The sequence below is a fragment of the Xanthomonas sp. CFBP 8443 genome, assembly GCF_025666195.1.
Lineage (GTDB): Bacteria > Pseudomonadota > Gammaproteobacteria > Xanthomonadales > Xanthomonadaceae > Xanthomonas_A.
This window is the reverse complement of record NZ_CP102592.1, coordinates 3,384,507-3,410,086: the sequence shown is the minus strand read 5'-3', so window position 1 is coordinate 3,410,086 and position 25,580 is coordinate 3,384,507. Positions and strand designations below refer to the sequence as shown.

The window sequence follows — 25,580 nt, the reverse complement described above, 5'->3', positions numbered from 1 at the left end:
TCGTGAGGCACTGCGACTTAGCGGCCTGCCGCACTCCGCTCTCACCTCAACGATAGACCTGCGTAAGACACAAGCGGCTTCAGCCGCGACCGGGCTTATCGGCAAGGCCACGGTCGCGGCTGAAGCCGCTCCTACAGGAAAGCACGAAGCGACACCCTGGCCGCGCACGAGCGAATGCCCGCGCGCAGCGATGGCAGGGTGCCGTCGCGCTCAGCCGATCAGCTTGTCCGGGGTGATCGGCAGTTCGCGGATGCGCTTGCCGGTGGCATGGAACACGGCGTTGGCGATCGCCGCGGGAATGCCGACCATGCCCAGTTCGCCCATGCCCTTGACCCCGAGCGGGTTGACGATGCGGTCCTGCTCCTCCAAGAACATGGTTTCGATCTGCTGCACGTCGGCGTTGACCGGTACGTGGTAGTCGGCCAGCGACGCATTGAGCATGCGCCCGTAGCGGTGGTCGACCTCGGTGCCTTCGCTGAGCGCCATGCCGATGCCCATCACCACCGCGCCGATCTCCTGGCTGTGCGAGGTCAGCGGGTTCATGATCTTGCCGCAGGCGGTGGCCTCGATGACCCGGGTCACCTGCACCATGCCGGTGTCCGGATCGACCTTGACCTCGATGAACTGCGCGCCGTGCGCGGCGGTGGCGTACTTCTGGCGCTCGGCCGAGGGCTTGGACTCGTGCACCACCTCCAGTTCCTGCAGGCCGTGCTGGCGCATCAGTTTGGCCACGTCCAGGCCGGCCTCGGGCTTGCCGGTCGGGCGCAGCCGGCCATCGGCCAGTTCCACCGCGTCCACGTCCAGGCCGCTGAACGCCGATTGCCCGTCCTGCCTGGCCAGCTCCAGCAGCTTGCCGCGGATCTCGCGCACCGCGCCGTGGATCGCGCTGCCGACGCTGGCGGTGGTCCACGAGCCGCCCTGCGACGGCGCCTTCGGCAGGCGCGTGTCGCCGAGTTCGAACTGCACGCGCTTGGCGTCGATGCCCAGGTACTCGGCGGCGATCAGGGTCATCACCGTATAGGTGCCGGGGCCGATGTCGGCGGTGGCGCTGCCGACCACGGCGCTGCCGTCGGCCTTGAGCAGCACTCGCGCCAGCGCCGGCATCTGCATCGCCGGCCAGGTGCCGGTGGCCATGCCCCAGCCGACCAGCAGGCGCCCATCGCGCATCGAGCGCGGTTCGGGGTTGCGTTTGCTCCAGCCGAAGGTCTCGGCACCGAGCCGGTAGCACTCGCGCAGCGCCTTGCTCGAGAACGGCTTGCCGGTTTCCGGATCGGTCTCGGCGTAGTTGGCCAGGCGCAGCTGCAACGGGTCCATCTTCAGCGCGTGGGCCAGTTCGTCCATTGCGCACTCGATGCCGAACATCTGGCTGATCGCGCCGGGCGCGCGCATCGCCTGCGGCGTCGGCAGGTCGGTGTCGACCACCTCGAAGCGGTCCTCGACGTTGGGGCAGGCGTACAGCGAGCGCGCGTTGCGCAGGAACGCTTCGTTGAACGCCTCGATGCGCGAGGTGTTGAGCACGTGCCGGTAGCGGATCGCCTGCAGCTTGCCGGCCGCGTCGGCGCCCAGGTCCAATTCCACCCGATAGTAGGGGCGGTAGCCGTGGCCGCTGAACATCTGCCGGCGGGTGTAGACGATCTTGACCGGGCGGCCGACCGCCTTGGACACCGCGCCGAGCAGGAAGGTGTAGTAGTTCGGGCGCAGGCACGAGCCGAACGCGCCGCCGACGAACAGCGACACCACGTTGACCCGCTCGGTGGGAATGCCGAAATAGCCGGCCAGCTGCTCGCGATCCTGGTGGACGTTCTGGCTCTTGTTGATGACGGTCAGCGTGTCGCCGATCCAGTAGCCGATGCCGCCGTGCGGCTCCATCGGGTTGTGGTGCTCGATCGGCATCGTGTACGCGGCCCGCACCTGGACCGGCGCGGCGGCGAACGCGGCGGCCGGGTTGCCGCGCGGCGGCGGCGATTCCTTCGGCGTCGGATCGTAGGCCCGGTCGAGCAGCGCCACGAAATCGGTGCTGGGCGTTTCCGCCGCGTAGTCCACCTGGATCAGCCGTGCGGCATGCCGCGCCTGCTCGAAGCTGGCGGCGACCACCACCGCGATCGGTTGCGCGCTGAAATGGATGCGCTCGTCGACCAGGGCGCGGAACGACAGGTCCTCGCCCTTCTTCTTGACCTCGTCGGACACCGGCTTGACCGAATTCAGATGGGTCAACACCTTGATCACCCCCGGCGCGGCCTCGGCGGCGCGGGTGTCGATGCGCACGATGCGGCCCTTGGCGATGGTGCTGGTGAGGATGTAGCCGTGGGTCAGGTGCGGGATCTGGAACTCCGCCGCGTAGCGCGCCTTGCCGGTGACCTTGGCGTAGCCGTCGACGCGGCGCATTTCCTTGCCGATGTAGTTCATTGCCGGTTCTCCGGTTGGGTGCTCACGCGGCATCGCTGCCGCTGGCGCGATGCAGAGCGCGGATCATCGCGTGCGTGCCCATCGGCACCTTGTAGGCGTTGTGCGCCAGCGGGCGCGCGGCGGCCATCTCGGCCTGCGCGGCGGCGGCGAAGGCGGCCTCGCCGATGCGCTGGCCGACCAGTGCGCGTTCGGCGGCGTGCGCGCGCCATGGCTTGTGCGCCACCCCGCCCATCGCGATGCGCGCCTCGCGGATGCGCCCATCCGGCTCCAGCGCCAGCGCCGCGGCCACCGAGACCAGCGCGAACGCGTAGCTGGCGCGGTCGCGCACCTTCAGGTAGTGGCTGTGCGCGGCGAAGCGCTGCGCCGGCAGGACGATCGCCTCGATCAGTTCGCCATGCGCCAGTTGGTTGTCCAGGTCGGCGCGCGCGTCAGGCAGCAGGTGGAAGTCGGCGAAGGGGATCTCGCGGCGCGCGCCGGCCGGCGTGCGCACCTGCACCGTGGCATCGAGCGCGGCCAGCGCCACGCACATGTCCGAGGGATGCACCGCCACGCAATGCTCGCTGTGGCCGAAGATCGCGTGGGTGCGGTTGAGGCCTTCGCGCGCGCCGCACCCGCTGCCGGGGCTGCGCTTGTTGCAGGGCAGGGCGGTGTCGTAGAAATAGCCGCAGCGCGTGCGTTGCAGCAGGTTGCCGCCGTTGGTGGCCATGTTGCGCAGCTGCATCGTCGCCCCGGCCAGGATCGCCTGGCTCAGCAGCGGATAGCGCTGGCGCACCAGCGGGTGGTTGGCGGTGTGGGTGTTGTTGGCCAGCGCACCCAGGCGCAGGCCGCCGTCGGCGGTTTCGGCGATCTCGGCCAGGCCCTTGAGCCGGGTCAGGTCGACGATCTCGTCGGCGCCGGTCACGCCTTCCTTCATCAGGTCGAGCAGGTTGGTGCCGCCGCCGAGGAAACGCGCGTTCGGATTGGCGGCGACGCGGCGCACCGCGTCCTCGGCGGAACTGGCGCGCTGGTACTTAAACGGCGTCATCGGCCACCTCCTTCGCCATCTTCAGCGCGGTCAGTTCGGACTGGTCGACGTAGCGCCAGGTCAGCGCACGCGGCGCGCCGCCGCTGTGCACGTCCTGGATCGCGGCGACGATCTTGGGATAGGCGCCGCAGCGGCACAGGTTGCCGCTCATGCGTTCGCGCACTTCGGCATCGGTGAGGTCGGTCACCGGCTGGCTGACGTCGGCACTGACGTGGCTGGCGTCGCCGCGCTTGATCTCGTTGAGCAGCGCCACCGCCGAGCAGATCTGCCCGGGCGTGCAGTAGCCGCACTGGAAGCCGTCGTGCTGCACGAACGCGGCCTGCATCGGATGCAGCCGCTCGCCGTCGGCCAGGCCTTCGATGGTGGTGATCTGCGCGTCCTCGGCCTGCGCGGCCAGGGTCAGGCAGGACAGCCGCCGCTCGCCGTCGACGATCACCGTGCACGCGCCGCACTGGCCGTGGTCGCAGCCCTTCTTGGTGCCGGTCAACGCCAGGTGCTCGCGCAGCGCGTCCAGCAGCGTGGTGCGCGGGTCCAGCCGCAGCGCATGGCGCTGGCCGTTGACCTGCAGCACGACCGGCAGCGCGTTCTGCGGCGGCGGCACGTTTGCCGGTGCGGCGAAGGCGGCCTCGCTGAAGGCGATCTGGCCGCCGGCGCCGCTCAGCCCGGCGGCCGACAGCAGGGCGATGAATTCGCGCCGCGACAGGCCGTTGATGCCGAGCCGTCGCGCGAGCGCCGCCTCGTCGTCGCTGAGCGGCGCATCGGGCGGCAGCTCGGCAGCGCCGGGCGCGACCTTGGGGGGATGGGGGTCGTGCTGCATCGGTCTCTCCTGCCTGGGGCCACCGCCTTGTCGCAGCGCGCGTGGCGCAACGGCAAGGGACGGTGCGACCTGGGGTGGGCGGTGTCGTCGCGACACCGGTGCATGGACGCGCGACGGCGCCATGTCGAAGCATCGCAGCGGTGTTGCGAAGAGATTGCGAAGGGAGGGTTGCGGTGGAGCCGGGATTCGGGATTCGGGAGTCGGGAGTCGCAAGGGCTCAGCATCGCGTTCTGTAGGAGCGGCTTCGGCCGCGACAGGCGCTACGGATAGGGGCTGTCGCGGCTGAAGCCGCTCCTACAAGGTCTCTGCGGTCGCAGATATGCGCGCGCTACCAGCGATATGCGACCGATACCTGGTATTGGCGCCCGGCGATCGGGCGGCCCATGAACACGCCGCCGGTGGCCGCGCCGGGCACGCGCACGTTGCCCTCGGTCAGGCCCAGTTCGTCGGTCACGTTGCTGCCGCTGGCGGTGAACTCCCAGTGGTCGCCGGCATGCAGGCTGGCGCCGACATCGATCATGTCGTACGAAGGCAGGCGCTGGCTGTTGGCCAGGTCGGCGAAGCGCTCGCCGACGTAGGAGTAGGTGGCGAACAGGCGCAGGTCGCCGAACGGCAGCGCCCAGTAGTAGCTCGGGGTCAGCCGGAACTGGCGCTTGGGCTGGCGCATCACCTGGTTGCCGGTGAACTCGCGGTAGTTGCGGTACTTGGCGTCCAGCCACACCCCGGTGCCGGCCAGCTCGAAGCCGCCGAACGGACGGATCGCGCCTTCCACTTCCAGGCCGTAGGCGCGCGAATCGCCGACCGTGGTGAAGTTGCTGCCGTTGGACAGGAACGCCTGGAACGGCGAGTTCTTGAAGGTGTTGTAGAACGCGGTCAGGTACAGGTCGTAGGCGGTCGCGCCGGACTTCAGGCCCAGCTCGTACTGGTCGACCTCCTGCACCTTGGTCTGCCCGTCGCGCAGGTTGTCGAAGCCGGGGAACTTGACCCCGGAGTTGACCCGCGCGAACAGGCTGTTGTGCTCGTCGAGCTTGAAGTTCAGGCCCGCGGTCCACGACAGCGCGTCGTCGTCCTGGTCGATGCGCCGCGCGCTCGGCAGCGAGATCGAGGTGGCGTTGTCGTACAGCGTGGCCGGATTGCCGTCCAGGTCCACGGTGGCGGTGTCGTGCACCGTGCCGGTGACGCTCTGGCGCTCGTAACGCACGCCCAGGTCCAGGCGCAGGCGCTCGTCCAGCTCCCATTCGTCGGCCACGAACACGGCGGTGTTCTCGCCGTCGTAGTGCGCACGCAGGGCGAAGAAGGCGGTGCTGGTGAAGCCCTCGCGGGTCGGCTGGCGGCCATCGGCCAGGTCCACGTCGATGCGCCGCGCGTGGTTCTGCGCGGTCAGCAGCATGGTGTTGCCGAGGTACCAGGTGTCGTTGGAGGAATACTTGGCGTAGTAGCTGCCCACGGTCAGCGTGTTGCCGGCGAACAGTTCGCGGCTCAGGCGCAGATCGTTGGTGAAGGAGTTCAGGCGCTTGTCCACCGACCACCAGCCGGCTTCCAGCACCTGCTGGTCCGGATCGACCGCGCCGCCGCCGTTGGTGTAGCGGGCGCTGCCGGCGCTGCCGTAGCCGGCGATGAAGTCGCCCAGGCGCTGCGGCGCATCGCCGGTGAACAGCGCATAGGTCGGCGCGGTGCCGCCCATCACGTTGAAGCGGTCGGCGATGGTCCAGTCGCCGACCTGCCAGTTCAGTTCGCCGCCGAACACATCGATGTTGACGCCGCGGCCGTCGGCCAGGTCGCGCTGCACGGTCTCGCCGTTCGGGCCGACCGGCAGGCTGACGTTGCGGAAGTCGTTGCTGAGCAGGGTGCCGGTCTGCGCGTTGAGGCTGGGGAAGCTGGACAGGTCGCCGCCGTTGTTGCGCGAGCGCAGCGGGATCGCGGTGTAGAAGGCGTTGTTGTCGTCGGTGTGGCGGGCGTAGAACGACACCTCGCCGCTGTCCCAGCGCTTGCTCAGCGTGGCGCTGAACTGGCCGCCCTTGTCGGCGGAGAACTGCGGGTCGCGCACGCCGTCGGTCTCGCGGAAGAAACCGCCGATGCTGTAGTACCAGCCGTTGCCCATCGGCCCGCTGTTGAACAGGTCGATGCGGCGCAGGGCGTCGCTGCCGCCGGTCAGGCGCACGCTGCCTTCCGGTTCGTCCTGGCCCTTCTTCTGGATGAAGTTGGCGGTGATGCCGGCCTGGCCGTTGGAGAAGATCGGGCTGGAACCGCCGCGCAGCACTTCCAGGCGCTCGACGGTGTCGTCGGTGCGGAACAGCGTGGAGTTCTCCAGGAACGACAGCGTCGGCGGCGGGAACAGCGGCGCGCCGTCGAGCTGGAAGGTGACGAACGGCGCATCGCCTTCCGACGGCATGCCGCGCACGAAGATGTTGGCGCCGGTGCCGCCGCCGCTGGGTTCGGCCCACACGCCGGGCACGATCTTCAGCAGGTCGGCGCTGCTCTGCGGCACCGCCTGCTGGATCTGTTCGGGCGTGGCGGTGGTGATCGAGAAGCTGGCGTCGCGCTTGCGCAGGCCCTTGAAGCGCGCGGTGCCGCTGACCACGACGGTATCCAGGGTGGTGGCGTCGGCTTGCGCGGTGGACGCGGCCGGCGTGTCGGCGGTCTGCGCCCAGGCCGGCGGCGCGAGCAGGACGGCGGCGACGGACAGCGGCAGCAGGCGGCGGTGCAATGCAGGTTTCATGAAGAATCTCTCCTTTCTTCATCCGGAACGGTGTGCCGGCGCTCGCGATCCGCATGTGCGTTGCACGGCGGCGTGGGTCGGCCGGCACGGCGCGAGCGGGGGCTGCGCGCCGCGCTCTTTGTAACGCCGTTGCGCGTCGAGGCCATTGTGCAGCGCGGTATCGGGGTCGATTGCGTGATGGGCTGCGCAGGCTGGCGCCGTCGCCGCAGGGCGCGTGCAACGCGATCCGCAATTCGCGATGCCATGTCGTGGCGGCGCTTTGGCGGCCCTGGTCAGCGTTCGCGGCGGGCTGCCGGTGCCGCATATCGCAACCGATCACGCGAGGCCGCCGCCCGCGTTCCGCGGCGCGTTGGCCGCGCATCGTTGCGATGGTTGGGTTGGGTTGGGCGTGGCTGCAAGCGTCGGCCTGCCCTGGTGCCGCCAAAAAAAAGAGGCCGCCCGAAGGCGGCCTCCACTGGCGCGGGGGAGAGGAGCCGCGTCAGAAGAACAGGCGCACGCCGAAGGAAGCGTTGCGGCCGGGCAGCATCACGTCGTTCTTCAGGAACGAGGTGTGCACGCGCGCGTCCTGGTCGGTGAGGTTGTTGCCGTCCAGGAACACTTCCCATGCGGTGGCGCCGGCATCGACGTGATAGGCCAGGTGCGCATCGACCAGCGTGTAGCCGGCGGTCGGGGTCTCGTCGACCGCCACCTTGTCCTGCTTCTGGTAGCGGGTGGCGCCGAGCGAGGCGCGCCAGTTGCTGGCGTCCCAGCGCAGCTGCGCGCCGTAGCGCGCCGGTGCGATGCGCGGCAGGTTGCCGCCTTCCTTCAGCCGCGCGCGCACGGTGTCGCCGAACACGCGCAGGTCCCAGGCGCCGCTGTCATTGTCGGCCAAATGGAAGGTGGCCTCGCCCTCGAAGCCGTGGAATACCGCGTCGGCCTGTGTCCACTGGCGGATCGGCAGGAAGTCGTTGTCTTCCTCGTGGAACCACTGCTCGCCGGTGTCGACGATGTAGATGAAGTCGTTGTAGCGGTTGTAGTACGCCGAGACCTTGGCATCCACCCAGTCGTTCTTGAAGTTCAGCCCAAGCTCGGCCTGGTTGGCCTTCTCGGTCTTGAGGTCGGCGTCGCCGATCTCGTAGGCGAGGGTGGCGATGTGCGGGCCGTCGGCGAACAGCTCTTCCTCGGCCGGCGCGCGCTCGGCGTGGTCGAGGTTGGCGGTCAGGCGCCACTGCTCGTTGAAGCGGAAGCCGCCGCTGAGCGAGAAGCTCTTCGGGGTGAAATCGCGGTCCACGCCGATCTCGGTTTCGTACTTGGTCTTGTCCACGCGCGCGCCGACCTCGGCGCTGACCCGTTCCCAGTTGTTGCGGGCCACGGCGAACACGCCGATGGCGCGGGTGTCGGTCTTCGGCACGAACGCTTCCTCGCCGATCGCCTGGAAGGTGGAATCGGTGCCCTGCACGCCGAACGCGGTCTGCCAGCCGCCGCCGAAAGTGAAGGACGCCTCGACGCGGCCCTCGTTGGCGCGCTTGTCGAACACCGTGCCCACTTCCGCGCCTTCGAACTCGGTATGGGTGTAGTCGGTATGGCCGAAGCTGTAGCGCAGCGCGCTGCCGTCGCCCCACGGATCGGTCAGCCCGCCCTTGAGCTCGTAGCGGTCCTGGTGCAGGCGCAGCGACACGCCGCGCTCGCCGGCGGCCGGATCGCCGGGCTCGCCCGGGTTGCCGTAGTTGTCGCGGAAGCGCGAGGCCGACACGCCGACGAAGCCCCAGTCGCCGGCCAGCGAGGCGCCGATCGAGCCGACCTTGGAATCGAGGAAGGAATTGACCTGGCGCCCCTGCGGGGTGTCGTAGTCGTTCTGGTTGCGGTACACGCCGTCGGCATGGATCGACAGGCCGCTGCCGTTGCCGGCGTCGACGCGGAACATGTCGGTGTTGCCGTCCTTGTCGCCGCCCTCGAAACGCACCTCGGCGCGGCCGTGCACGCCGTCGACCGGGGTCTCGGCGATGCGTCCGTCGACCACGTTGACCACGCCGCCGATCGCGCCGGAGCCGTACAGCAGGGTGGACGGCCCCTTCAGCACTTCGATCTGGTCGGCCAGGAACGATTCCACCGCCGGCGAATGGTCCTGGCTGACGGTGGACACGTCCTGGGTCGACAGGCCGTCGCTGAGCACCGCCACGCGCGGGCCGTCCAGGCCGCGGATGATCGGCCGGCCGACGCCGGGGCCGAAGTTGGAACTCTGCACGCCCGGCAGGCTGGCCACGGTCTCGCCGATGCTGGCGCCGCGGTTCTCGTCCAGGCGCTCGCCGGCCAGGACCTCCACCGGCTGGCTCAGGTCGCCGACCACATCGCGCAGCGGACTGGCGGTGACCACCACCGCGTCCAGGTCCTTCACGTGGCGGTCGTGCTTGTCGCCGTCGGCGTGGCGGCTGTCGCTGGCCGGCGGCGTGGCGTCGGTGTCGGCGGCGGGCGCATCGGCGGCCAGGGCCAGGACCGGGGCGAGCAGGCTGCCCAGTGCCAGGGACAGTGCGGTGCGACGGAGCGAGCGGGGGCGGGAGCAGGACATTAGGTATACCGAGTAGGGGAAAAGGCATTGCCTGGCGGGCGCGGGCGCTCGCGTTCGCCGCACAGGGGCGGCGGCAGGCACGAAAATGCGGAGGCGTGGCGACGCTGGTCGCCGGCCGGGTAATGTTATATTATTCTATAACGCAATCACCACTGTGCTGGAAGTCATGTCGCCTACCTCCAATCTGCGCGCCTTGCTCGATCGCCTCGGCGCCACTGGTTCGCTGCTGTGCGCGGTGCATTGCGCGCTATTGCCGCTGGCGCTGGCGGTGCTGCCGTCGCTGGGCCTGTCGGTGTGGCTGGGCGATGGCGTGGAGCGCACGCTGGTGCTGTTCGTGACCTGCCTGGGCCTGTTCAGCCTGGTCCTGGGTTACCGCCGGCACCGTGCCTGGCAGGCGTTGGGGCTGCTGCTGGTCGGCCTGCTGTCGCTGTGGGCCGGCATGCTGGTGCCGGCGCTGCACCACGCGGTGGCGCCGCATGCGGCGATCATGACCTTCGGCGGCACCCTGGTCGGGCTTTCGCACCTGCTGAACCTGCGGCTCAACCACGGCCACGTGCACGACGCCAGCTGCGCCCACTGAGCGCACGTGGTAGGCTTGCCGGCCTTGCGCGAGGGCGCTGACCGCGTTGGCCTCGCCAAACCCGTGCACCGCGCGGGGATTTCGCACACACATTCAGGAGTCGATGAGCATGGGTAAGGGTGACCGCAAGACCGCCAAGGGCAAGCGCTATAACGCCAGTTATGGCAATTCGCGCTTGCACAACGTGAGCAAGGTGGCCGTGGGCGCAGCTGCGCCGGTCGCCAAGAAGTCGGTGGTCAAGACCCCGGCGGCAAAGAAGGCCGTGGCCAAGAAGACGGTCGCCAAGGCCGGCTGAACCTGGGCTCCAGCGGTACGAGAAGAACGCGGCGCTTGCGCCGCGTTTTTTTTGCCTGCGCGATGGACGCGACCGCGTCGCGCGGCGCGGTGCGTTGCGCGCTCAGCGCGGCGGATCGTCCTCGCCGGGGTCGCCGGCCAGGTCGGTGGTCAGGGGCGTTGGTTCTGGTGCGGGTTCGGCCACGGCCGGCGCCGCCAGCAACTGCTCGGCCAGGCCGCGATAGATCGGCGTGCGGCAGACCAGCGCCGAAGCGCCGCGCGCGATCAGCACCGTGGCCAGGATCGGCAGCAGCATGTCGCTGCTGTCGGTGAGTTCCAGCGAGATCACCGCCGAGGTCAGCGGCGCCTGGGTGACGCCGGTCAGGTAGGCGCACATGCCGAGCAGCACGAAGGTGCGCGGGTCCACGTCCGGCATCAGCACCGCCAGGTTGTGGCCCAGGCCGGCGCCGACCGCCAGCGCCGGCGAGAACAGCCCGCCGGGGATGCCGGCCACGTACGACGCCAGGTTCGCCAGCAGCTTCATCAGCCCGAATTCGTGGCCGACGCTGGCGTGGCCCTGCACCAGGCTGCGCGCCTGCTCATAGCCGGTGCCGAACGCGCCGGCACCGAACGCCAGGCCCAGCGCGACCAGCGCCAGGCCGCACAGCGCGGCCAGCAGCACCGGGTGGCGGCGGCGCAGCGCGCCCAGCCAGCGCGGCTTGCCGGCGACGGTGGCCAGCACCATGCGGCTGAACGCGCCGCCGAGCAGGCCGGCGACCACGCCGCACAGCACGATCGCCAGCCACGCCCGGCCCAGCGGCAGCGCCGCCGACACCTTGCCGAAATAGGTGTAGTTGCCGAGCAGGCCCAGTGAGATCACGCCGCCGACGATCACCGCGGTCAGCAGCGTGCCGGAGAAGCGGTGCTCGAAGCGCCCGCTCAGTTCCTCGATCGCGAACACCACCCCGGCCAGCGGCGTGTTGAACGCCGCGGCGATGCCGGCGGCGCCGCCGGCGAGCAGGAAGTGCGAGGCCTGGCGCGGATCGCGGAAGCCGAACCAGCGCCCGAGCACGTACATCAGGCTGGCGCCGACGTGCACGGTCGGCCCTTCGCGCCCGACCGAGGCGCCGCCGAGCAGGGCCAGCGTGGTCAGCAGCAGCTTGCCGGCGGACACGCGCAGCGACAGGTTGTCCTGCCGGAACGCATCGTCGGGTCGCTCCAGCGCGGCGATCACCTGCGGGATGCCGCTGCCGCGGGTGGGACGCAGCACGCCGTTGGTCAGCCAGGCGAGCAGCGCGAACACGCTCGGCGTGAGCAGCAGCGCCCACCACGGCGAGTGCGCGATGATGCGCTGGAACAGGTGGAAGGCCGCGTCGCTGGCCTTGGCGAACACGATCGCGACCAGCGCGACCGCGACCGCGCCGCCCCACAGCACCGCGCGCTGTTTCCAGCTCTCGTGCGAGAGCAGCGGGTGCACGCGTTGGCGCATGCGCGGCGGTGGCACGGGATCGGGCGACTGCATGTGCGGATTGTCGCATGCGTCGATGGCGCGGGCTCGCGCTGCATCCATCCGTCATGCCCGACACGGTTCGCATGCGGCGCGATGGCTGGGGCCGCGTCCTCGCATGTCGGTGCAGACGTCCACCCGGGCGCAGCGAAAAGTGGCGCGACGGCGCAGCGCGGCCTTGGAAGCAGTTTGCGCGTGCTTGCCCGCCGACGGCGGCACGGCCGCAGTGCGATGGGCCGCGCTCTGCCCGCAGCGCCGATTGCGTGCGATGCGCAACGCGGTCGTGACGGCTGGATGGCACCGTTCCCGTCTGCACATGACCACCCATGGCGGGGGATGTCGCTCGCCGCTGCCACGCTAGGTCCCGCCGTCGCGGTGGCGACGGCACCCGGCAGCGCCCGTTGCAGGCGCGCGAGGCTGTATCCGGCGACCTGGATTCCAGGCTGTGTCGCGACCGCTGCGTCAGCGCAACGCCGGCAGCAGCGCCTGCGGGTCGCCGTCGTTGGGTGCGGCGGGAATTCCGAGCAGTCTGGTCAGCAGCGGATACACATCGACGTTGTCGAACGGCGCCAGCGTCGCGCCCTGGCGGAATGCCGGACCGCGGGCGATGAACACCGCGCGCATCGACGGCAGCGCCGGATCGTAGCCGTGCGAACCGCGCAGGCCGGTGCGCGGTTTCTCCGCGGCGCGCTCGGCCGGCAGCGCGTCCCAGCCCTCGTGCATCTGGCACACGATCGGCGGGACGCGCGGATGGCTGCCGTAGTGCCAGCGCGCCGGCAACTCGGCCTTGCGCCAGCAGTCGTACTGCGGATGCGCGCCGAGCAGCCTGGCCTCGACCTTGGCCTCCTGGCCAGGCCGCGGCGCGATGCCGATCGACTGGCCATAGCTGACCACCTCGGCCTCCTGCATCGACACCATGTCCTCGATGATGAGCACCTGCTGCGCCGGCACCGACGCCATGCCGTGGTCGGACACCACCACCAGGTTGGTGCGCTGCAACTGCCCGCGCTGCGCCAGACCGTCGAGCAGACGGCCGATCGCGGCGTCGACCTGCTCGATCGCCTGCGCGTACTGCGCCGATTGCGGACCGAAGTCGTGGCCGGCCCCGTCGACCTGCTCGAAGTACAGGGTCAGCAGCTGCGGATGCGGTGCGCCGCGATCGTCGAGCCAGCCCAGCGCCTGATCGACCCGCGCGTTCGGCGCGACCTGTTCGTCGAAGGCGTGGCCGCGGCTCGGGCGCACCCCCTGGATCGTCGCCTCGCCGCCCGGCCAGGCCCAATTCGCTGCGGGCAAGCCGGCCTTCTCGGCGCCGACCCAGATCGGTTCGCCGCCCCACCAGCGGCCGTCGCCGACCGCGTCGCGGTCGCTGACCCGGAACGTGCCCAGTAGCGGGTCGCGCATGCTGTTGTGGACGATGCCGTGGTGGTCCGGGCGCAGCCCGGTGACGAGGGTGTAGTGGTTGGGAAAGGTCAGCGATGGATACGACGGCGTCATCCATTGCGCGCGCACGCCCTCGCGGGCCAGCCGGCTCAGGTTCGGCGTGATGCCGCGATCGAGCATGTCCGCGCGCAGGCCGTCGATCGAGATCAGCACCAGCAATGGCCGCTGCGTCGCCGCGCTGGACGCGGCCTGCGGCACGACGGCCGCGGTGCCGGGAGAGGAAGAGGGGGTGGAGGCGCAAGCGCCGAGCAGCAGCGCGGCGCAGGCGCTTGCCAGTCGTAGGGCGAGGGAAGTCATCGGCGCATGATAAAGCGCGCGCGGTGACGCGGCGAAGACATGGTGTGGCGGACGCGCATGAGTGCGCACGCACTGCGGCACATGTCGTCAAGCATCGGGCGCAGGTGGTGAAGCGCCGTCGCTCTGGCGACTGACCGCTTTAGCCCCTCTCCCCCCGGGAGAGGGGTTGGGGTGAGGGTGCGTCGGCACGGGCAGCCTGGTGCGTCCAAACTTTCCAGGCTTCGCCCGTACCCTCATCCGCCCCTTCGGGGCACCTTCCCCCGAAAAGGGGGCCATGGTCCCGGCGGGAGAAGGGAGCGCCAGCGTGCGGCGTGTTCCGCTGACGAATGCCAATCGCGGCACGGCGAGGCTGCTTTAGCCCCTCTCCCCCGGGAGAGGGGTTGGGGTGAGGGTACGTCGGCACGGATGGCTTGGCGTAGCCGAACTTTCCAGGCTTCGCCGTACCCTCATCCCCCCTTCGGGGCAGCTTCCCCGAAAAGGGGCCATGGTCCCGGCGGGAGAAGGGAGCGCCAGCGCGCTGCGATTCAGTCGAACAGCGATGCCGTCGCGCCGTCCGCCGCTGCCGCCCCGCGCCGCTCCAGCGCCAGCAGTGCGGCCTTGGTCGGCAGGCCGCCGCCGAAGCCGGTCAGGGTGCCGTTGGCGCCGATCACGCGGTGGCACGGCAGCACGATCGGCAGCGGGTTGCGGCCATTGGCGGCGCCGACCGCGCGTACCGCGCGCGGCTGCGCGATGTGCTGCGCCAGCTGCGCGTAGCTCCAGGTCGCGCCGAACGGGATGTCGGCCAGCGCCTGCCATACGCGGCACTGGAAGGCGGTGCCGCGTGGCGCCAGCGGCAGGTCGAACGTGTCGCGCTCGCCGGCGAAATAGGCCAGCAGCTGTTCGCGCGCCTCGCGCACCGGCGCCGCGTCGCGGATCCAGTCGGCACGGCCGCGCGCGTCGTAGCGGTTCTCCGGGAACAGGATGTGGCGCACGCCGTCGTCGCCGACGGCCACGGTCAGTTCGCCGATCGGGGTGGCGAAGGCGTCGTAGTACAGGCGGTGCTCAGTCATGGGAAGTCTCCTCGGGTGGATCGCCGGCCAGGTGCCAGAGCTGCAGGACGGCGTAGGCGCGCCATGGTCGCCAGGCCTGTGCGCGGGCCTCGGTGGCGCGTTCGCTCAGGCGCGCGCCGTCGGCGCCGAGCACGCGTTGCAGGACCAGGTCGCCGGCCGGGAATGCGTCGGGCTGGCCGAGCGCGCGCAGGGCGATGTAGTGCGCGGTCCAGGCGCCGATGCCGGGCAGGGCGGTGGCGCGTTCGACGAACTCGGACAGGCGCTGGCCGGCACGGAAATGCAGGCGTCCGACCACCACCGCGGCGGCCAGCGCGCGGAGCGTGGCGGCGCGCGAGCGCGGCAGGCCGATCGCTTCCAGCGGCGCGTCCAGCAGGTCCTGCGGCGCCGGGAACGCGCGGTCCAGCCCGGACGCCTGGCCGGGCCGGTGCGCGCCGTGGCGCTCGACCAGGCGCGCGGCCAGGGTCGCCGCGCCGGCCACGCTGACCTGCTGGCCGAGCACCGCGCGCACCGCCACCTCGAAGCCGTCCCAGCCGCCGGGCACGCGCAGTCCCGGGCGCCGCGCGATCGCGTGCGCCAGCAGCGGTTCGGCGGCCAGCGTGGCATGCACCGCGCGCAGGTCGGCGTCCAGGTCGAAGATGCGGCGCACCCGGCGCACGATGTCCGGGATCGCGCGGGGGTCGGCCGCGGCGATCCGCAGGCGCAGTTCGTGGCGCTGCGGATCGGCCTCGACGCGGATCCGTGTGGAGGCCTCGAGCGGGCCGAGCACGCGCTCGTAGCTGGCTTCGCCGATGCGCTCGATGCCGGGGATCGCGCGTTTGCGCAGGAACGCCAGCATGGCCGGGAAATCCAGCGGCGGGCGGTAGCCCAGGCGCAGCACCAGATCGCCGCCCGGCACCTCGGCGCGCTGCTTGCGGATCGCCGACGGCGGCATGCCGCAGCCTTCCAGGAACGCGGCGTTGAAGCGGCGCAGGCTGTTGAAGCCGGCCGCCAGCGCCACCTGGGTGATCGGCAGCGCGGTCTCGGTCAGCAACTGCTTGGCCAGCAGCAGGCGCCGCGTCGCGTGCACCGCGGCCGGCGTGGCGCCGAGCTGGGCGACGAACACCCGCTGCAACTGGCGTGCGCTGAGTCCGACGTCGCTGGCGAGGCGTTCGACGCCGGCGTCCTGCAGCGCGCCTTCGGCGATGAGCGCCAGCGCGCGCCGCACCGATTCCTCGCCCAGATGCTGCTGCGCTTCCGGCGACAGCTCCGGCCGGCAGCGCAGGCACGGCCGATAGCCGGCCGCGGCCGCGGCGGCGGCGCTGGGGTAGTAGCGCACGTTGCTGCGCTTGGGCGCCGGCGCCGGGCATACCGGCCGGCAATAGATGCCGGTGCTGCGCACCGCGGTGAAGAACACGCCGTCGAAGCGCGCGTCGCGGGCCTGGCGGGCGCGGTCGTAGAGGGCGTGGTCGGCGGTCGCTGCGTAGGTCATGGCGCCAGTCTAGTCCGCCCCGGCGGAGCGGACTCGCCGTTTTCGGACATGGATGGTCGGCATGGATGCGGCGGCCATGCCTGCGCCGCGACCGCAGGCAGAGCCGGTTTAGGCGCAGTTGGGAAGCGGATGCGCATCGGCACTAGACTAGGACCGCGCGCTCCCGGGTGCGCCGTCTCTCCACTGCGGATCCCGTCGCTTGCCTTTCCCGTCCAAAACCTGGTGGTTGTCGCTGTGCTGCGCTGGCCTGTTGTCGTGCCAGCAGGGCGCGCCGTCCGCCGGCAGGACCGTGGCCGACAGCCCGCTCGGCGACGGCGAGCACATGGTCTCGGTCGGCGCGCCGCCGCCCGCGCCCGCGCGGGCGCCCGCCGCCACGCCCAAGCCCGACGCGGCCAAGCCCGATGTCGCCAAGCCCGACAGCGGCGCTTGGGACGAGGCGGCCCTGGAGAACGGCGAGGCCTTCGTCAGCTGCGACACCGACTACGCGGCCGAGGCCGGCGACGGCGAGCCGCTGGCCGGGCTGGACCGGCCGACGCTCGAGGCGGCGCTGGCGCCATGCCGCGAGCGCGGGCTGCTGCGGGTGCGCTACGAAGGCAAGATCAACGCCGGCTTCGCCGCCATGGTGCAGCGCCTGGCCGAGGTCGCCACCCACGCGGGCATCGGCAAGCGCGTGCTGGATCTGGATTCCAGCGGCGGCCAGGTCGAGGCCGCGATCCGCGCCGGCGACGCGATCGGCGAGTCCGGCTGGACCATCTGGGTGCGCGAAGGCTCGATCTGCCACAGCGCCTGCGTATTCGTGCTCGCCGCCGGCGACAACCGGCTGATCTCCGGCAAGGTCGGCATCCACCGCATGATGCGGATCAGTTCCACCGCGACCTCGCGCGCCGAACTCAACCGCGAGTTGCAGGAGGTCTACGGCAACGTCAAGGACTACCTGGAGCGCAACGGCGTGGCGGTGTCGGTGGCCGACCTGATGATGACCGTGCCCAACCGCAGCCTGCGCCTGCTCAGCAACGACGAACTCAAGCAGTACGGGCTGGACGGGACCAACGCGGTGCAGGACGACCTGGAGCGGATCAAGCAACTGCGCAAGTGCGGCGACGACTTCCTGCGCCGCAAGGACGCGTTCCTGATCGCGTTCGACCACGAGTGCAAGGCCAAGGGCGTGGACCTGGAGACATTGACCGCCTGCGGCCAGGCCCTGAAGCAGCGCTTCGGCTTCCCCGACCAGGCCTGCCCGGCGGAGAGCCCGCTGTCGGAAATCGACGTGGCCACGCTGCCGCTGGCCTCGCCCGGCGCCTGAACGCCGGCTGCGCCGGCGCGCCGCTGCGCTGCGGTGTTCACGCCCCCGGCACCGCGGCGGCGCTAGCGTCCGCGCCATCCACTTCGGGAGCGTGCAGATGGCGGTCGGAACCAAGCTGATGGTGCGGCTGTATCTGCCGCCGGCGTTGCTGGTATTGGGCGGTTTCCTGGTCGCCGAACTGCTGCTGCACTTCGCCAGCGGCGCGTATGCGCAGCCGCTGGCGCGCACCGCCTCGCTGCTGAGCCTGGCCGGCCTGCTGGGCGGTACCGGGTGGGCGCTATGGGCGAGCTGGCGCGCCTGGCACCGGCAGCGCTACGCGGTGCCGGTGAGCGCGGCGGCGCCGGGCGAGGAGCCGTGAGCGCTCCTGCGCCGGCGCGCGCGGCCGGCGTAGACTGCGGCCCCCGCCGCTGCCACGCCGCCTGAGCGATGCCCACCCCGATGCCCTTGTCGACCCGCCTGCTGGCGCCGCTGCTGAATGCGGCGGCATTCGCCGTAGCCGCGCAACCCGCTGCCCAGTCCGCTGCCCCGCAGCCTGCCGCTGCCCAGCCCGCCGCCGCCGCGCAGTCCGCCGTTTCGCCGCCTGCGGCCGCCCAACCTGCCGCGCCCAAGCCGGCCGCGTCCAAGCCTGCTGCGCCCGCCGCGCCGGGGCCGCTGTCCAAGCAGGACGCACAGATGGCGCAGGCCGGGCTGCGCGCCGCGCAACTGGTCGATGCCGGACGCAGCGGCGAGCTGTGGGATGGCGCATCGGCGGTGGCGAAGAAGGCGGTCGCGCGCGAGGCCTTCGTGCGCCAGGTCGATGCGGATCGCGCACGGCTCGGTGCGCTGCTCGGCCGCGGCGTGGCCAGCGTCGCGCGGGTGCGCTACGCGGCGGGCTCGCAGGTGCCGCCCGGGGTCTACGTCAACATCAGCTTCCCCAGCCGCTTCGCCAACGCGCCGCAGCCGGTGCGCGAACTGGTCTCGCTGCGCCTGGACGACGACAAGACCTGGCGCCTGGTCGGCTACCACGTCGGCCCGCCGAACTGAATCGGCCGCGTTCGCCGTTCTGCTGCTTCCGCCACTGCCCGAGGTCTCCATGAGTATCGAAATCCGCATGTTGGCCTGGGCGATCCTGCTCGGGATCGTGCAGCTGTTGCTGGCCGCCGCGTTGGTCACCGCGCAGCGCGGCATGAAGTGGAATGCCAGCGCGCGCGACGCGCCGCAAGCGCCGCCGGCCGGCGTGGCCGGGCGCCTGGAGCGCGCGTTGCGCAACTTCCTGGAGACCTTTCCGTTCTTCGCCGCCGCGGCGGTGGCGGTGGTGGCGATGGACAGGGGCAGCGCGCATACCGCACTGGCGGCGCAGTTGTATTTCTGGGCGCGGCTGGTCTACGTGCCGCTGTATGCGGCGGGCGTGCCGTATGTGCGCAGCCTGGTGTGGGCGGTGTCGCTGTGGGCGATCCTGCAACTGGTGTGGGCGCTGCTGTAAGACCGCGCGTGCGGCGTTGCGCGCGGCCATGCGCCGCGGCCGCACCGCAGCGGATGCGCCAGGCGCTGCGCTGCGACCGTTTGCCGCAGCGCTGATCCAGATCAATGCCGCGCCGCGCGGCGGGTTTATGCTGGCCGCGTCCGATACGGGAAGCGCAGCAATGCATGTGGATATCGCCATCGTCGGTGCCGGCCCGGCCGGCCTGTGTTTCGCCCGCTCGCTCGCCGGCAGCGGGCTGTCGCTGGCGCTGATCGAGCCGCAGCCGCGCGCGGCCCTGGCCGAGGCCGCCTTCGATGGCCGCGAGATCGCGCTGACCCACGCCTCGCGCACGCTGCTGGAACAACTGGATCTGTGGTCGCGGATCGATCCCGATGCGATCTCGCCGCTGCGCGATGCGCGGGTGATGAACGGTTCCTCGCCGTTCGCGCTGACCTTCGCCGCGAGCCAGCGCGACCGCGGCGACCTGGGCTGGCTGGTGCCCAACCACCTGATCCGCCGCGCCGCGTTCGACGCGGTGCAGGCGCAGCCGGGCCTGACGCTGCTCGACGGGGTCTCGGTACAGGCGCTGCATTGCGACGACACGCAGTCCACGCTGCGCCTGTCCGATGGCCGGACACTGCGCGCGCGCCTGGTGGTCGCGGCCGACAGCCGTTTCTCCAGCACCCGGCGCATGCGTGGCATAGGCGCGCAGATGCGCGATTTCGGCCGCAGCATGCTGGTGTGCCGGGTCAGCCACGAGCGCCCGCACCAGCACACCGCCTGGGAGTGGTTCGGCTACGGCCAGACCCTGGCGCTGCTGCCGCTGCGCGGCAACCAGGCCTCGGCGGTGCTGACCCTGGCGCCGGAGCGCGCGCAGGCGCTGATGCAGATGGACGAAGCGGCGTTGGGCGCGGAGATCAGCGCACGCTTCGAGCACCGGCTCGGCGCGATGACGCCGCTGGTGCGGCCGCAGGTCTATCCGCTGGTCGCGGTGTACGCGCAGCGTTTCGTCGGCAAGCGTTATGCGTTGATCGGCGATGCCGCGGTCGGCATGCACCCGGTGACCGCGCACGGCTTCAACTTCGGCCTGCAGAGCCAGGCGCGGCTGGCGCGCGCGCTGCACGCGGCGGTGGCGCAGGGCGGCGACATCGCCGCACCGGCCTTGCTGGCCGGCTACGAGCGCGGCCACCGCCTGGCCACGCGGCCGCTGTACGAGGCGACCAACGCGATCGCCGCGCTGTACACCGACGACCGCCTGCCGGCGCGCGCGCTGCGCAACGCGGCATTGCGCGTGGCCGACCGGGTGGCGCCGTTCAAGCGCGCGATCGCCGCGCATTTGACCCAGCGCGGTGCGGTGGGCGCGCGTTGAAGGTGGGGCGCGCGCAGGACTCCGGAGAAGGCAAAAGGTAGCTCGTCGCGCGGCGAGTGGCAGCGACAGCAGCGCCCCGGGTTGGCGCCGCCATGTGCGCTCTTTCTCGTCCGCCTGCACACACCACTGTAGGAGCGGCTTCAGCCGCGACAGGCTTCTCGGGAAGGCCTGTCGCGGCTGAAGCCGCTCCTACAAAAAGCCAACGGCGCCCAGATGCGGGATCACCCCATCATTTGGCGCACCGATGCCAGCGGTCTGTGGATTGGCGAAGCACTGTGGGAGCGACTTCAGTCGCGACGGGCTCTGCCGGGAAGGCCCGTCGCGACTGAAGTCGCTCCCACAAGATGCGATTGCCCGGATGGGGGCGAGAAACCCGCTAGCGCTATGGCGCGCGAACGAGGCGGCGTTCCTCAGCCCCGGCGATGAGGCAGGCGAGGGCCGCCTGCACGTCGCCCGAGCGCTGCGCCGCCTCGATCGGCGCGATGGCCCAGTCGCAGCCGGCGCGGCGCAGGTGCAGGCGCCAGTCGCCGCGCCAGCTGTCCAGGTCGTCCAGGCCCAGGGCGATCGCGCCGCCGCCTTCGGCATGGCCGCCGCGGATGGATTGCGACAGCCAGAACGGCCGCGCCGCCTCGGGGTCGATCGACAGACCGTACACGTCGTGCAGCGGGTCGTCCGCCGACGGCGCGATGTTGCGCGCGCCGATGTCGATCAGCATGCCGCGGCCGCCCTGTGCGGCGGCCAGGAACGCGCCGTGCAGGCCGCGCCGCCTGCGTTCATGCCTTGCCGATCACCCGGATCTGCACGTCGTCCAGCGCGACCACCTGGCCCGCGTGGATCTTGCAGGCCTTGCGCAGCTCGACTTCGCCGTCCACGCGGACCTGGCCTTCGCTGATGACGGTCTTGGCCGCGCCGCCGCTGTCGCACACGCCGGTCAGTTTCAACAGGTGCTTGAGTTCGACGTAGTCGCTTTCTAACTGGAGATCGATGGTCTGCATTGGGGGACGCTGTTCGGAAATCGGCGCTCATTGTCGGTCATTCGCGGGAGAAACGCTCGGACTTCGCGCCGCGGCGGGCGTTGCGGACGCTCTGCGTGCGCCGCAAGCCAGCGGCTGCGGCGCTCACTCGCGCTGAAAACGCTCGGCTTCGTCGAGCAGCAGGCTGGCCTTGCGCAGGCTCGATCCTCCCAGGCTGTCGTCGACGATCCGTTTCAGCCGTGGACGGCCCGGATGCCGCGAACAGCGATAGAACCCCACGCTGAGCGCGATGCCCGCCACGCCCACGCCGAGCCCGATCCACACCACCGCCGCCGCCCTCGCCAGCAGGTCGATGCCGGCCAGCGCGCCAAGCACCATCAGCACCGGCACCCACAGCAGCCACCACGACAGCCCGCAGACCACGCCGCTGCCGACGTACCAGCGGCGGGTGTGCGCGATCCGGCGCTGGATCTCCAGCACCGGCGCGCCGTAGTCGATGCGCAACAGCCGGCCCAGCACGATGCCGGCCATCGCCACGGCGAGCACGCCGTAGGCATGCACCGCTACGCCGGCGGCGATCAGGTGCGCCGGCAGCGCACCGCCCCGGCTCCACAGCAGGCCGGCCAGGGCGATGCAGCACAGCCCGAACGGCAGCTGCAGGAGTTGGCCCCACAGCAAGGGGCGCAGGCTGCCGCGCACGCGCTGCAGGTTGTGCTGCAGCAGCAGTTGCACCTGCAGGCGGTCGTGGCGCTGCAGGCGCAGGTCCAGCGCCTGCCAGGCGTGTTTCAGTTCGTCGGGATGCATGGCTCGGGTCCTGTGTGGTGGGTCAGAGTTCGTCGCGGAGGCGCTGCTTGAGGCGGCCGATCTTGGTGGAGACGTTGCTTTCGCCGATGCCCAGGATCTCGGCGATCTCGCGCTGCGGGCGATCGTCCAGGTACAGCAGCGCCAGCGCCCGCTCCAGCGGCGGCAGCTGCGCGATGAAGCGATACAGCGCCTGCACCTGGCGCTCGCGCTCCGGGTCGGCGGCGTGCGGGTCGGCGATGTCCAGGTCCTGCAGCGGCAGCGCCTGGCGGTGCGCGCGGCTGCGCCCGCGCAGGTCGCCGATCGCCACGTTCAGCGCGATCCGGTACAGCCAGGTGGGGAACGGCCGCTGTCGGTCGTAGCGCGGGAAGGCCCGCCAGGCCTGCGTGGCGATCTCCTGGATCAGGTCGGCGCGGTCGTCCGGGTGCCGGCAATAGCTGCCGGCCACCTTCGCCGCAATGCCGCGGTGCGCCTGGAACAGCGTGGCGAAGTCGGCCGGGGGCGGTGCGGCGGGGGCGGGAGCGTCGGGCATGGGGCGGGTCGCGAAGGGGTCTGGAAGGTGGTTCGCGGCAGGGCGGGATTTCTCACGCCTGAACGGCTCCGTTCACCCGGTTTCGACATGCGGCCCGCCAAGGCGCACAATGTGCTTCTTTGCGCCTGCCGGTTCTCTGCGGCGCCTCCGGAGTCTCCCATGTCCCAAGATACCCCCGCGCCGCTGCTGTTCGCAGATCTCGGCCTCTCGCCTGCTGTGATGAAGGCCGTCACCGACGTCGGCTACGAGTCGCCGTCGCCGATCCAGGCCGCCACCATCCCCGCGCTGCTGACCGGCCGCGACCTGCTCGGCCAGGCCCAGACCGGCACCGGCAAGACCGCCGCGTTCGCGCTGCCGATCCTGTCGCGGCTGGACTTCAACCAGCGCAAGCCGCAGGCGCTGGTGCTGGCGCCGACCCGCGAGCTGGCGATCCAGGTCGCCGAGGCGTTCCACCGCTACGCCGGCGCGATCCCCGGCTTCCAGGTGCTGCCGGTGTACGGCGGCCAGCCCTACGTGCAGCAGCTGTCGGCGCTCAAGCGCGGCGTGCACGTGGTGGTGGGCACCCCGGGCCGGGTCATCGACCATCTCGAGCGCGGCACCCTGGACCTGTCCGAGCTGCGCACGCTGGTGCTCGACGAAGCCGACGAGATGCTGCGCATGGGCTTCATCGACGACGTCGAGGCGGTGCTGAAGAAGCTGCCGGCCTCGCGCCAGGTGGCGCTGTTCTCGGCGACCATGCCGACCGCGATCAAGCGCATCGCGCAGACCTATCTGAACGATCCGGCCGAAGTCATCATCGCGTCCAAGACCACCACGTCGGCGAATATCCGCCAGCGTTACTGGGCGGTCAGCGGCCTGCACAAGCTCGACGCGCTGACCCGGATCCTGGAAGTGGAGCCGTTCGACGCGATGATCGTGTTCGCGCGCACCAAGGCCGCCACCGACGAGCTGGCGCAGAAGCTGCAGGCGCGCGGCCTGGCCGCCGCGGCGATCAACGGCGACATCCAGCAGTCGCAGCGCGAGCGGGTGATCCAGCAGCTCAAGGACGGCAAGCTCGACATCCTGGTCGCCACCGACGTGGCCGCGCGCGGCCTGGACGTGGAGCGGATCAGCCACGTGCTGAACTACGACATCCCGTACGACACCGAAAGCTACGTGCACCGCATCGGCCGCACCGGCCGTGCCGGCCGCAGCGGCGAGGCGATCCTGTTCGTCAGCCCGCGCGAGAAGGGCATGCTGCGCGCGATCGAGCGCGCCACCCGGCAGCCGATCGAGGAGATGCAGTTGCCGAGCGTGGACGCGGTCAACGACCAGCGCGTGACTCGCTTCATGGAGAAGATCAGCGAGACCATCGCCAGCGGCGGCATCGACACCTACCGCGATCTGCTGCAGCGTTTCGAGACCGAGAAGAACGTGCCGATGGTCGAAGTGGCCGCGGCGCTGGCGCGCCTGTTGCAGGGCGACACGCCGCTGCTGCTGGCGCCGGAGCGCGCGCGTCCGCCGCAGACCGAGCGTTTCGAGCGGCCCGGTGCCGAGCGCCGCGAGCGCGCCGACCGCGGCGAGCGCACGGAGCGTCCGAAGTTCGAGCCCAAGTTCGACCGCGAAGCGCGCCCACCGCGCCGCGACGAAGGCGAGCGCGCGCCGCCGCGTGCGCCGCGTCCCGCGCCGGCCGGGCACGGCCCCGACTACGACTACCAGCGCGACGTCGGCAGCTTCGAGGCGCCGCGCCGCGACAAGGCGCCCAAGGCGCCGCGCGGCGAGCCGGAAGTGGGCATGGAGACCTACCGCATCGAGGTCGGCCACCAGCACGGGGTCAAGCCGGCCAACATCGTCGGCGCGATCGCCAACGAGGCCGGCCTGGAAAGCAAGTACATCGGCCGCATCGACATCCACGACGACTACTCGGTGCTGGACCTGCCGGCGGACATGCCGCGCGAGCTGCTGACCCACCTGAAGAAGGTCTGGGTGTCCGGCCAGCAACTGCAGATGCGCAAGCTCGACGGCGACGATGCCGGCGGCGCCAGCGCGCCGTTCAAGCCGAAGTTCGCGCGTGCCGCCGGCAAGCCCGGCGGCCGCCCGAACGCGGCCGGCCCGCGCCCGGCCGGCGCCGCCACCCGCATCGCCGACCGCGCCGGCGAGCGCCCGCCGCGCAAGGGTCCGCCGAAGCGCTGAGGGGCCGGGATTGGGGATTCGGGAGTGGGGATTCGTCCCCGCTTCCGCTTTTCTGTCCCAACCCTCGCTACTGCTTCGGATCGCAGTAGCCCGCTTTGCGAATCCCCAATCCCGAATCCCGAATCCCCGCTCAATGTCCATCCGCCTCAACAAGCACATCGCCGAGACCGGCTACTGTTCGCGCCGCGAGGCTGACCGGCTGATCGCCGCACGACGCGTCACCGTCAACGGCATGCCCGGCGGGGTCGGGTCGGTGGTGGGCGAGGGTGACGACGTGCAGGTCGACGGCCAGCCGCTGCGCGCGCGCGCCAAGCAAAAATCCGGCCGCCGCCACGTCTACATCGCGCTGAACAAGCCGGTCGGGGTGACCTGCACCACCGAGAGCGAGGTCAAGGGCAACATCGTCGACTTCGTCGGCCACGAGCAGCGCATCTTCCCGATCGGGCGCCTGGACAAGGAGTCCGAGGGCCTGATCCTGATGACCAGCAACGGCGACATCGTCAACGAGATCCTGCGCGCCGAGAACCGCCACCAGAAGGAATACCTGGTGGCGGTGAACAAGCCGGTCACCGACGAGTTCCTGCGCGGCATGGCGCGCGGGGTGCGCGTGCACAACGAGACCACGCTGCCGTGCCGCACCGCGCGGATCGCCAAGTTCGGTTTCCGCATCGTCCTCGAGCAGGGCCTGAACCGGCAGATCCGGTTGATGGCTGCCGCGTTCGACTACCGCGTCACCCAGCTGCGCCGCGTGCGCATCGACAACATCAAGCTCGGCGCGCTGAAACCGGGGCAATGGCGCAACCTCACCGAGCAGGAACTGCGCGGCCTGCTGCCGCAGCGGCAGGACTGGTAAGCCGGGCCGC

The 25,580-nt window shown here is 71.0% G+C and carries 22 protein-coding genes; 9 read left to right on the top strand and 13 right to left on the bottom strand.

Going from position 1 to position 25,580, the window contains the following annotated elements; translation table 11 throughout:
• Positions 1-210: 210 nt before the first annotated feature.
• The 5 genes from NUG20_RS14265 to NUG20_RS14245 form a co-directional block, all read right to left on the bottom strand.
• Positions 211-2,406, bottom strand: coding sequence for a xanthine dehydrogenase family protein molybdopterin-binding subunit (locus tag NUG20_RS14265; RefSeq protein ID WP_263395114.1), 2,196 nt, complete (start codon positions 2,404-2,406; stop codon positions 211-213).
• A 22-nt stretch (positions 2,407-2,428) separates the two neighbouring features.
• The gene (locus NUG20_RS14260; protein ID WP_263395113.1) at positions 2,429-3,430 is read right to left on the bottom strand and encodes an FAD binding domain-containing protein; all 1,002 of its coding nucleotides are present in this window, start codon (positions 3,428-3,430) and stop codon (positions 2,429-2,431) included.
• Positions 3,417-4,247, bottom strand: a complete 831-nt coding sequence (locus NUG20_RS14255) for a 2Fe-2S iron-sulfur cluster-binding protein (RefSeq protein ID WP_263395112.1) — start codon at positions 4,245-4,247, stop codon at positions 3,417-3,419. The genes NUG20_RS14260 and NUG20_RS14255 overlap by 14 nt, the downstream gene beginning before the upstream one ends.
• 328 nt (positions 4,248-4,575) lie before the next feature.
• On the bottom strand, positions 4,576-6,966 hold the full coding sequence (locus tag NUG20_RS14250; RefSeq protein ID WP_263395111.1) for a TonB-dependent receptor: 2,391 nt from the start codon (positions 6,964-6,966) through the stop codon (positions 4,576-4,578).
• A 478-nt stretch (positions 6,967-7,444) separates the two neighbouring features.
• Positions 7,445-9,511 carry a TonB-dependent receptor gene (locus tag NUG20_RS14245; protein WP_263395110.1) on the bottom strand — a complete coding sequence of 689 codons (2,067 nt, stop codon included), beginning with the start codon at positions 9,509-9,511 and terminating at the stop codon, positions 7,445-7,447.
• 166 nt (positions 9,512-9,677) lie between these two features.
• On the opposite strand from NUG20_RS14245, the gene NUG20_RS14240 reads away from it, so the two are divergent.
• Both NUG20_RS14240 and NUG20_RS14235 read left to right on the top strand, forming a co-directional pair.
• On the top strand, positions 9,678-10,091 hold the full coding sequence (locus tag NUG20_RS14240; RefSeq protein WP_263395109.1) for a MerC domain-containing protein: 414 nt from the start codon (positions 9,678-9,680) through the stop codon (positions 10,089-10,091).
• A gap of 109 nt (positions 10,092-10,200) precedes the next feature.
• Positions 10,201-10,386 (top strand): 30S ribosomal protein THX, encoded by a 186-nt coding sequence (locus NUG20_RS14235; RefSeq protein WP_263395108.1) that lies wholly within the window; start codon positions 10,201-10,203, stop codon positions 10,384-10,386.
• 102 nt (positions 10,387-10,488) lie between these two features.
• On the opposite strand, the gene NUG20_RS14230 is transcribed toward NUG20_RS14235, so the two are convergent.
• The 4 genes from NUG20_RS14230 to NUG20_RS14215 form a co-directional block, all read right to left on the bottom strand.
• Entirely contained in the window at positions 10,489-11,886 is a 1,398-nt protein-coding gene (locus NUG20_RS14230; RefSeq protein ID WP_263395107.1) for a chloride channel protein, read from the bottom strand.
• 447 nt (positions 11,887-12,333) lie between these two features.
• On the bottom strand, positions 12,334-13,608 hold the full coding sequence (locus tag NUG20_RS14225) for an alkaline phosphatase family protein (RefSeq protein WP_263395106.1): 1,275 nt from the start codon (positions 13,606-13,608) through the stop codon (positions 12,334-12,336).
• Between the two features lie 524 nt (positions 13,609-14,132).
• A complete protein-coding gene (locus NUG20_RS14220; RefSeq protein WP_263395105.1) occupies positions 14,133-14,657 on the bottom strand; it encodes a methylated-DNA--[protein]-cysteine S-methyltransferase in 525 nt (174 codons plus the stop codon).
• Complete coding sequence (locus NUG20_RS14215) at positions 14,650-16,125, bottom strand: AlkA N-terminal domain-containing protein (RefSeq protein WP_263395104.1); 1,476 nt, start codon at positions 16,123-16,125, stop codon at positions 14,650-14,652. Before NUG20_RS14215 ends, NUG20_RS14220 begins: the two co-directional genes overlap by 8 nt.
• Positions 16,126-16,357: 232 nt before the next feature.
• Between NUG20_RS14215 and NUG20_RS14210 the strand changes: the two genes are divergently transcribed.
• From NUG20_RS14210 to ubiM, 5 genes are all read left to right on the top strand, one after another.
• On the top strand, positions 16,358-17,428 hold the full coding sequence (locus tag NUG20_RS14210; RefSeq protein WP_263398490.1) for a COG3904 family protein: 1,071 nt from the start codon (positions 16,358-16,360) through the stop codon (positions 17,426-17,428).
• 97 nt (positions 17,429-17,525) lie between these two features.
• A complete protein-coding gene (locus NUG20_RS14205) occupies positions 17,526-17,786 on the top strand; it encodes a hypothetical protein (protein WP_263395103.1) in 261 nt (86 codons plus the stop codon).
• Between the two features lie 80 nt (positions 17,787-17,866).
• Positions 17,867-18,451 carry a DUF4019 domain-containing protein gene (locus NUG20_RS14200; protein WP_263395102.1) on the top strand — a complete coding sequence of 195 codons (585 nt, stop codon included), beginning with the start codon at positions 17,867-17,869 and terminating at the stop codon, positions 18,449-18,451.
• Positions 18,452-18,500: 49 nt separating this feature from the next.
• Positions 18,501-18,890 (top strand): MAPEG family protein, encoded by a 390-nt coding sequence (locus NUG20_RS14195; RefSeq protein ID WP_263395101.1) that lies wholly within the window; start codon positions 18,501-18,503, stop codon positions 18,888-18,890.
• 160 nt (positions 18,891-19,050) lie between these two features.
• The gene (ubiM, locus tag NUG20_RS14190) at positions 19,051-20,238 is read left to right on the top strand and encodes a 5-demethoxyubiquinol-8 5-hydroxylase UbiM (RefSeq protein WP_263395100.1); all 1,188 of its coding nucleotides are present in this window, start codon (positions 19,051-19,053) and stop codon (positions 20,236-20,238) included.
• Positions 20,239-20,620: 382 nt separating this feature from the next.
• Here the strand turns inward: ubiM and NUG20_RS14185 are convergent, their stop codons facing one another.
• The 4 genes from NUG20_RS14185 to NUG20_RS14170 form a co-directional block, all read right to left on the bottom strand.
• Positions 20,621-20,953 carry a hypothetical protein gene (locus NUG20_RS14185; RefSeq protein ID WP_263395099.1) on the bottom strand — a complete coding sequence of 111 codons (333 nt, stop codon included), beginning with the start codon at positions 20,951-20,953 and terminating at the stop codon, positions 20,621-20,623.
• A 58-nt stretch (positions 20,954-21,011) separates the two neighbouring features.
• Entirely contained in the window at positions 21,012-21,233 is a 222-nt protein-coding gene (locus tag NUG20_RS14180) for an RNA-binding S4 domain-containing protein (RefSeq protein ID WP_263395098.1), read from the bottom strand.
• Positions 21,234-21,356: 123 nt separating this feature from the next.
• A complete protein-coding gene (locus NUG20_RS14175) occupies positions 21,357-22,016 on the bottom strand; it encodes a serine/threonine protein kinase (RefSeq protein ID WP_263395097.1) in 660 nt (219 codons plus the stop codon).
• A 22-nt stretch (positions 22,017-22,038) separates the two neighbouring features.
• A complete protein-coding gene (locus tag NUG20_RS14170) occupies positions 22,039-22,545 on the bottom strand; it encodes an RNA polymerase sigma factor (RefSeq protein ID WP_263395096.1) in 507 nt (168 codons plus the stop codon).
• Between the two features lie 159 nt (positions 22,546-22,704).
• On the opposite strand from NUG20_RS14170, the gene NUG20_RS14165 reads away from it, so the two are divergent.
• Both NUG20_RS14165 and NUG20_RS14160 read left to right on the top strand, forming a co-directional pair.
• Entirely contained in the window at positions 22,705-24,717 is a 2,013-nt protein-coding gene (locus NUG20_RS14165; RefSeq protein WP_263395095.1) for a DEAD/DEAH box helicase, read from the top strand.
• A 133-nt stretch (positions 24,718-24,850) separates the two neighbouring features.
• Entirely contained in the window at positions 24,851-25,570 is a 720-nt protein-coding gene (locus tag NUG20_RS14160; RefSeq protein ID WP_263395094.1) for a pseudouridine synthase, read from the top strand.
• The last annotated feature ends 10 nt before the right edge of the window (positions 25,571-25,580 follow it).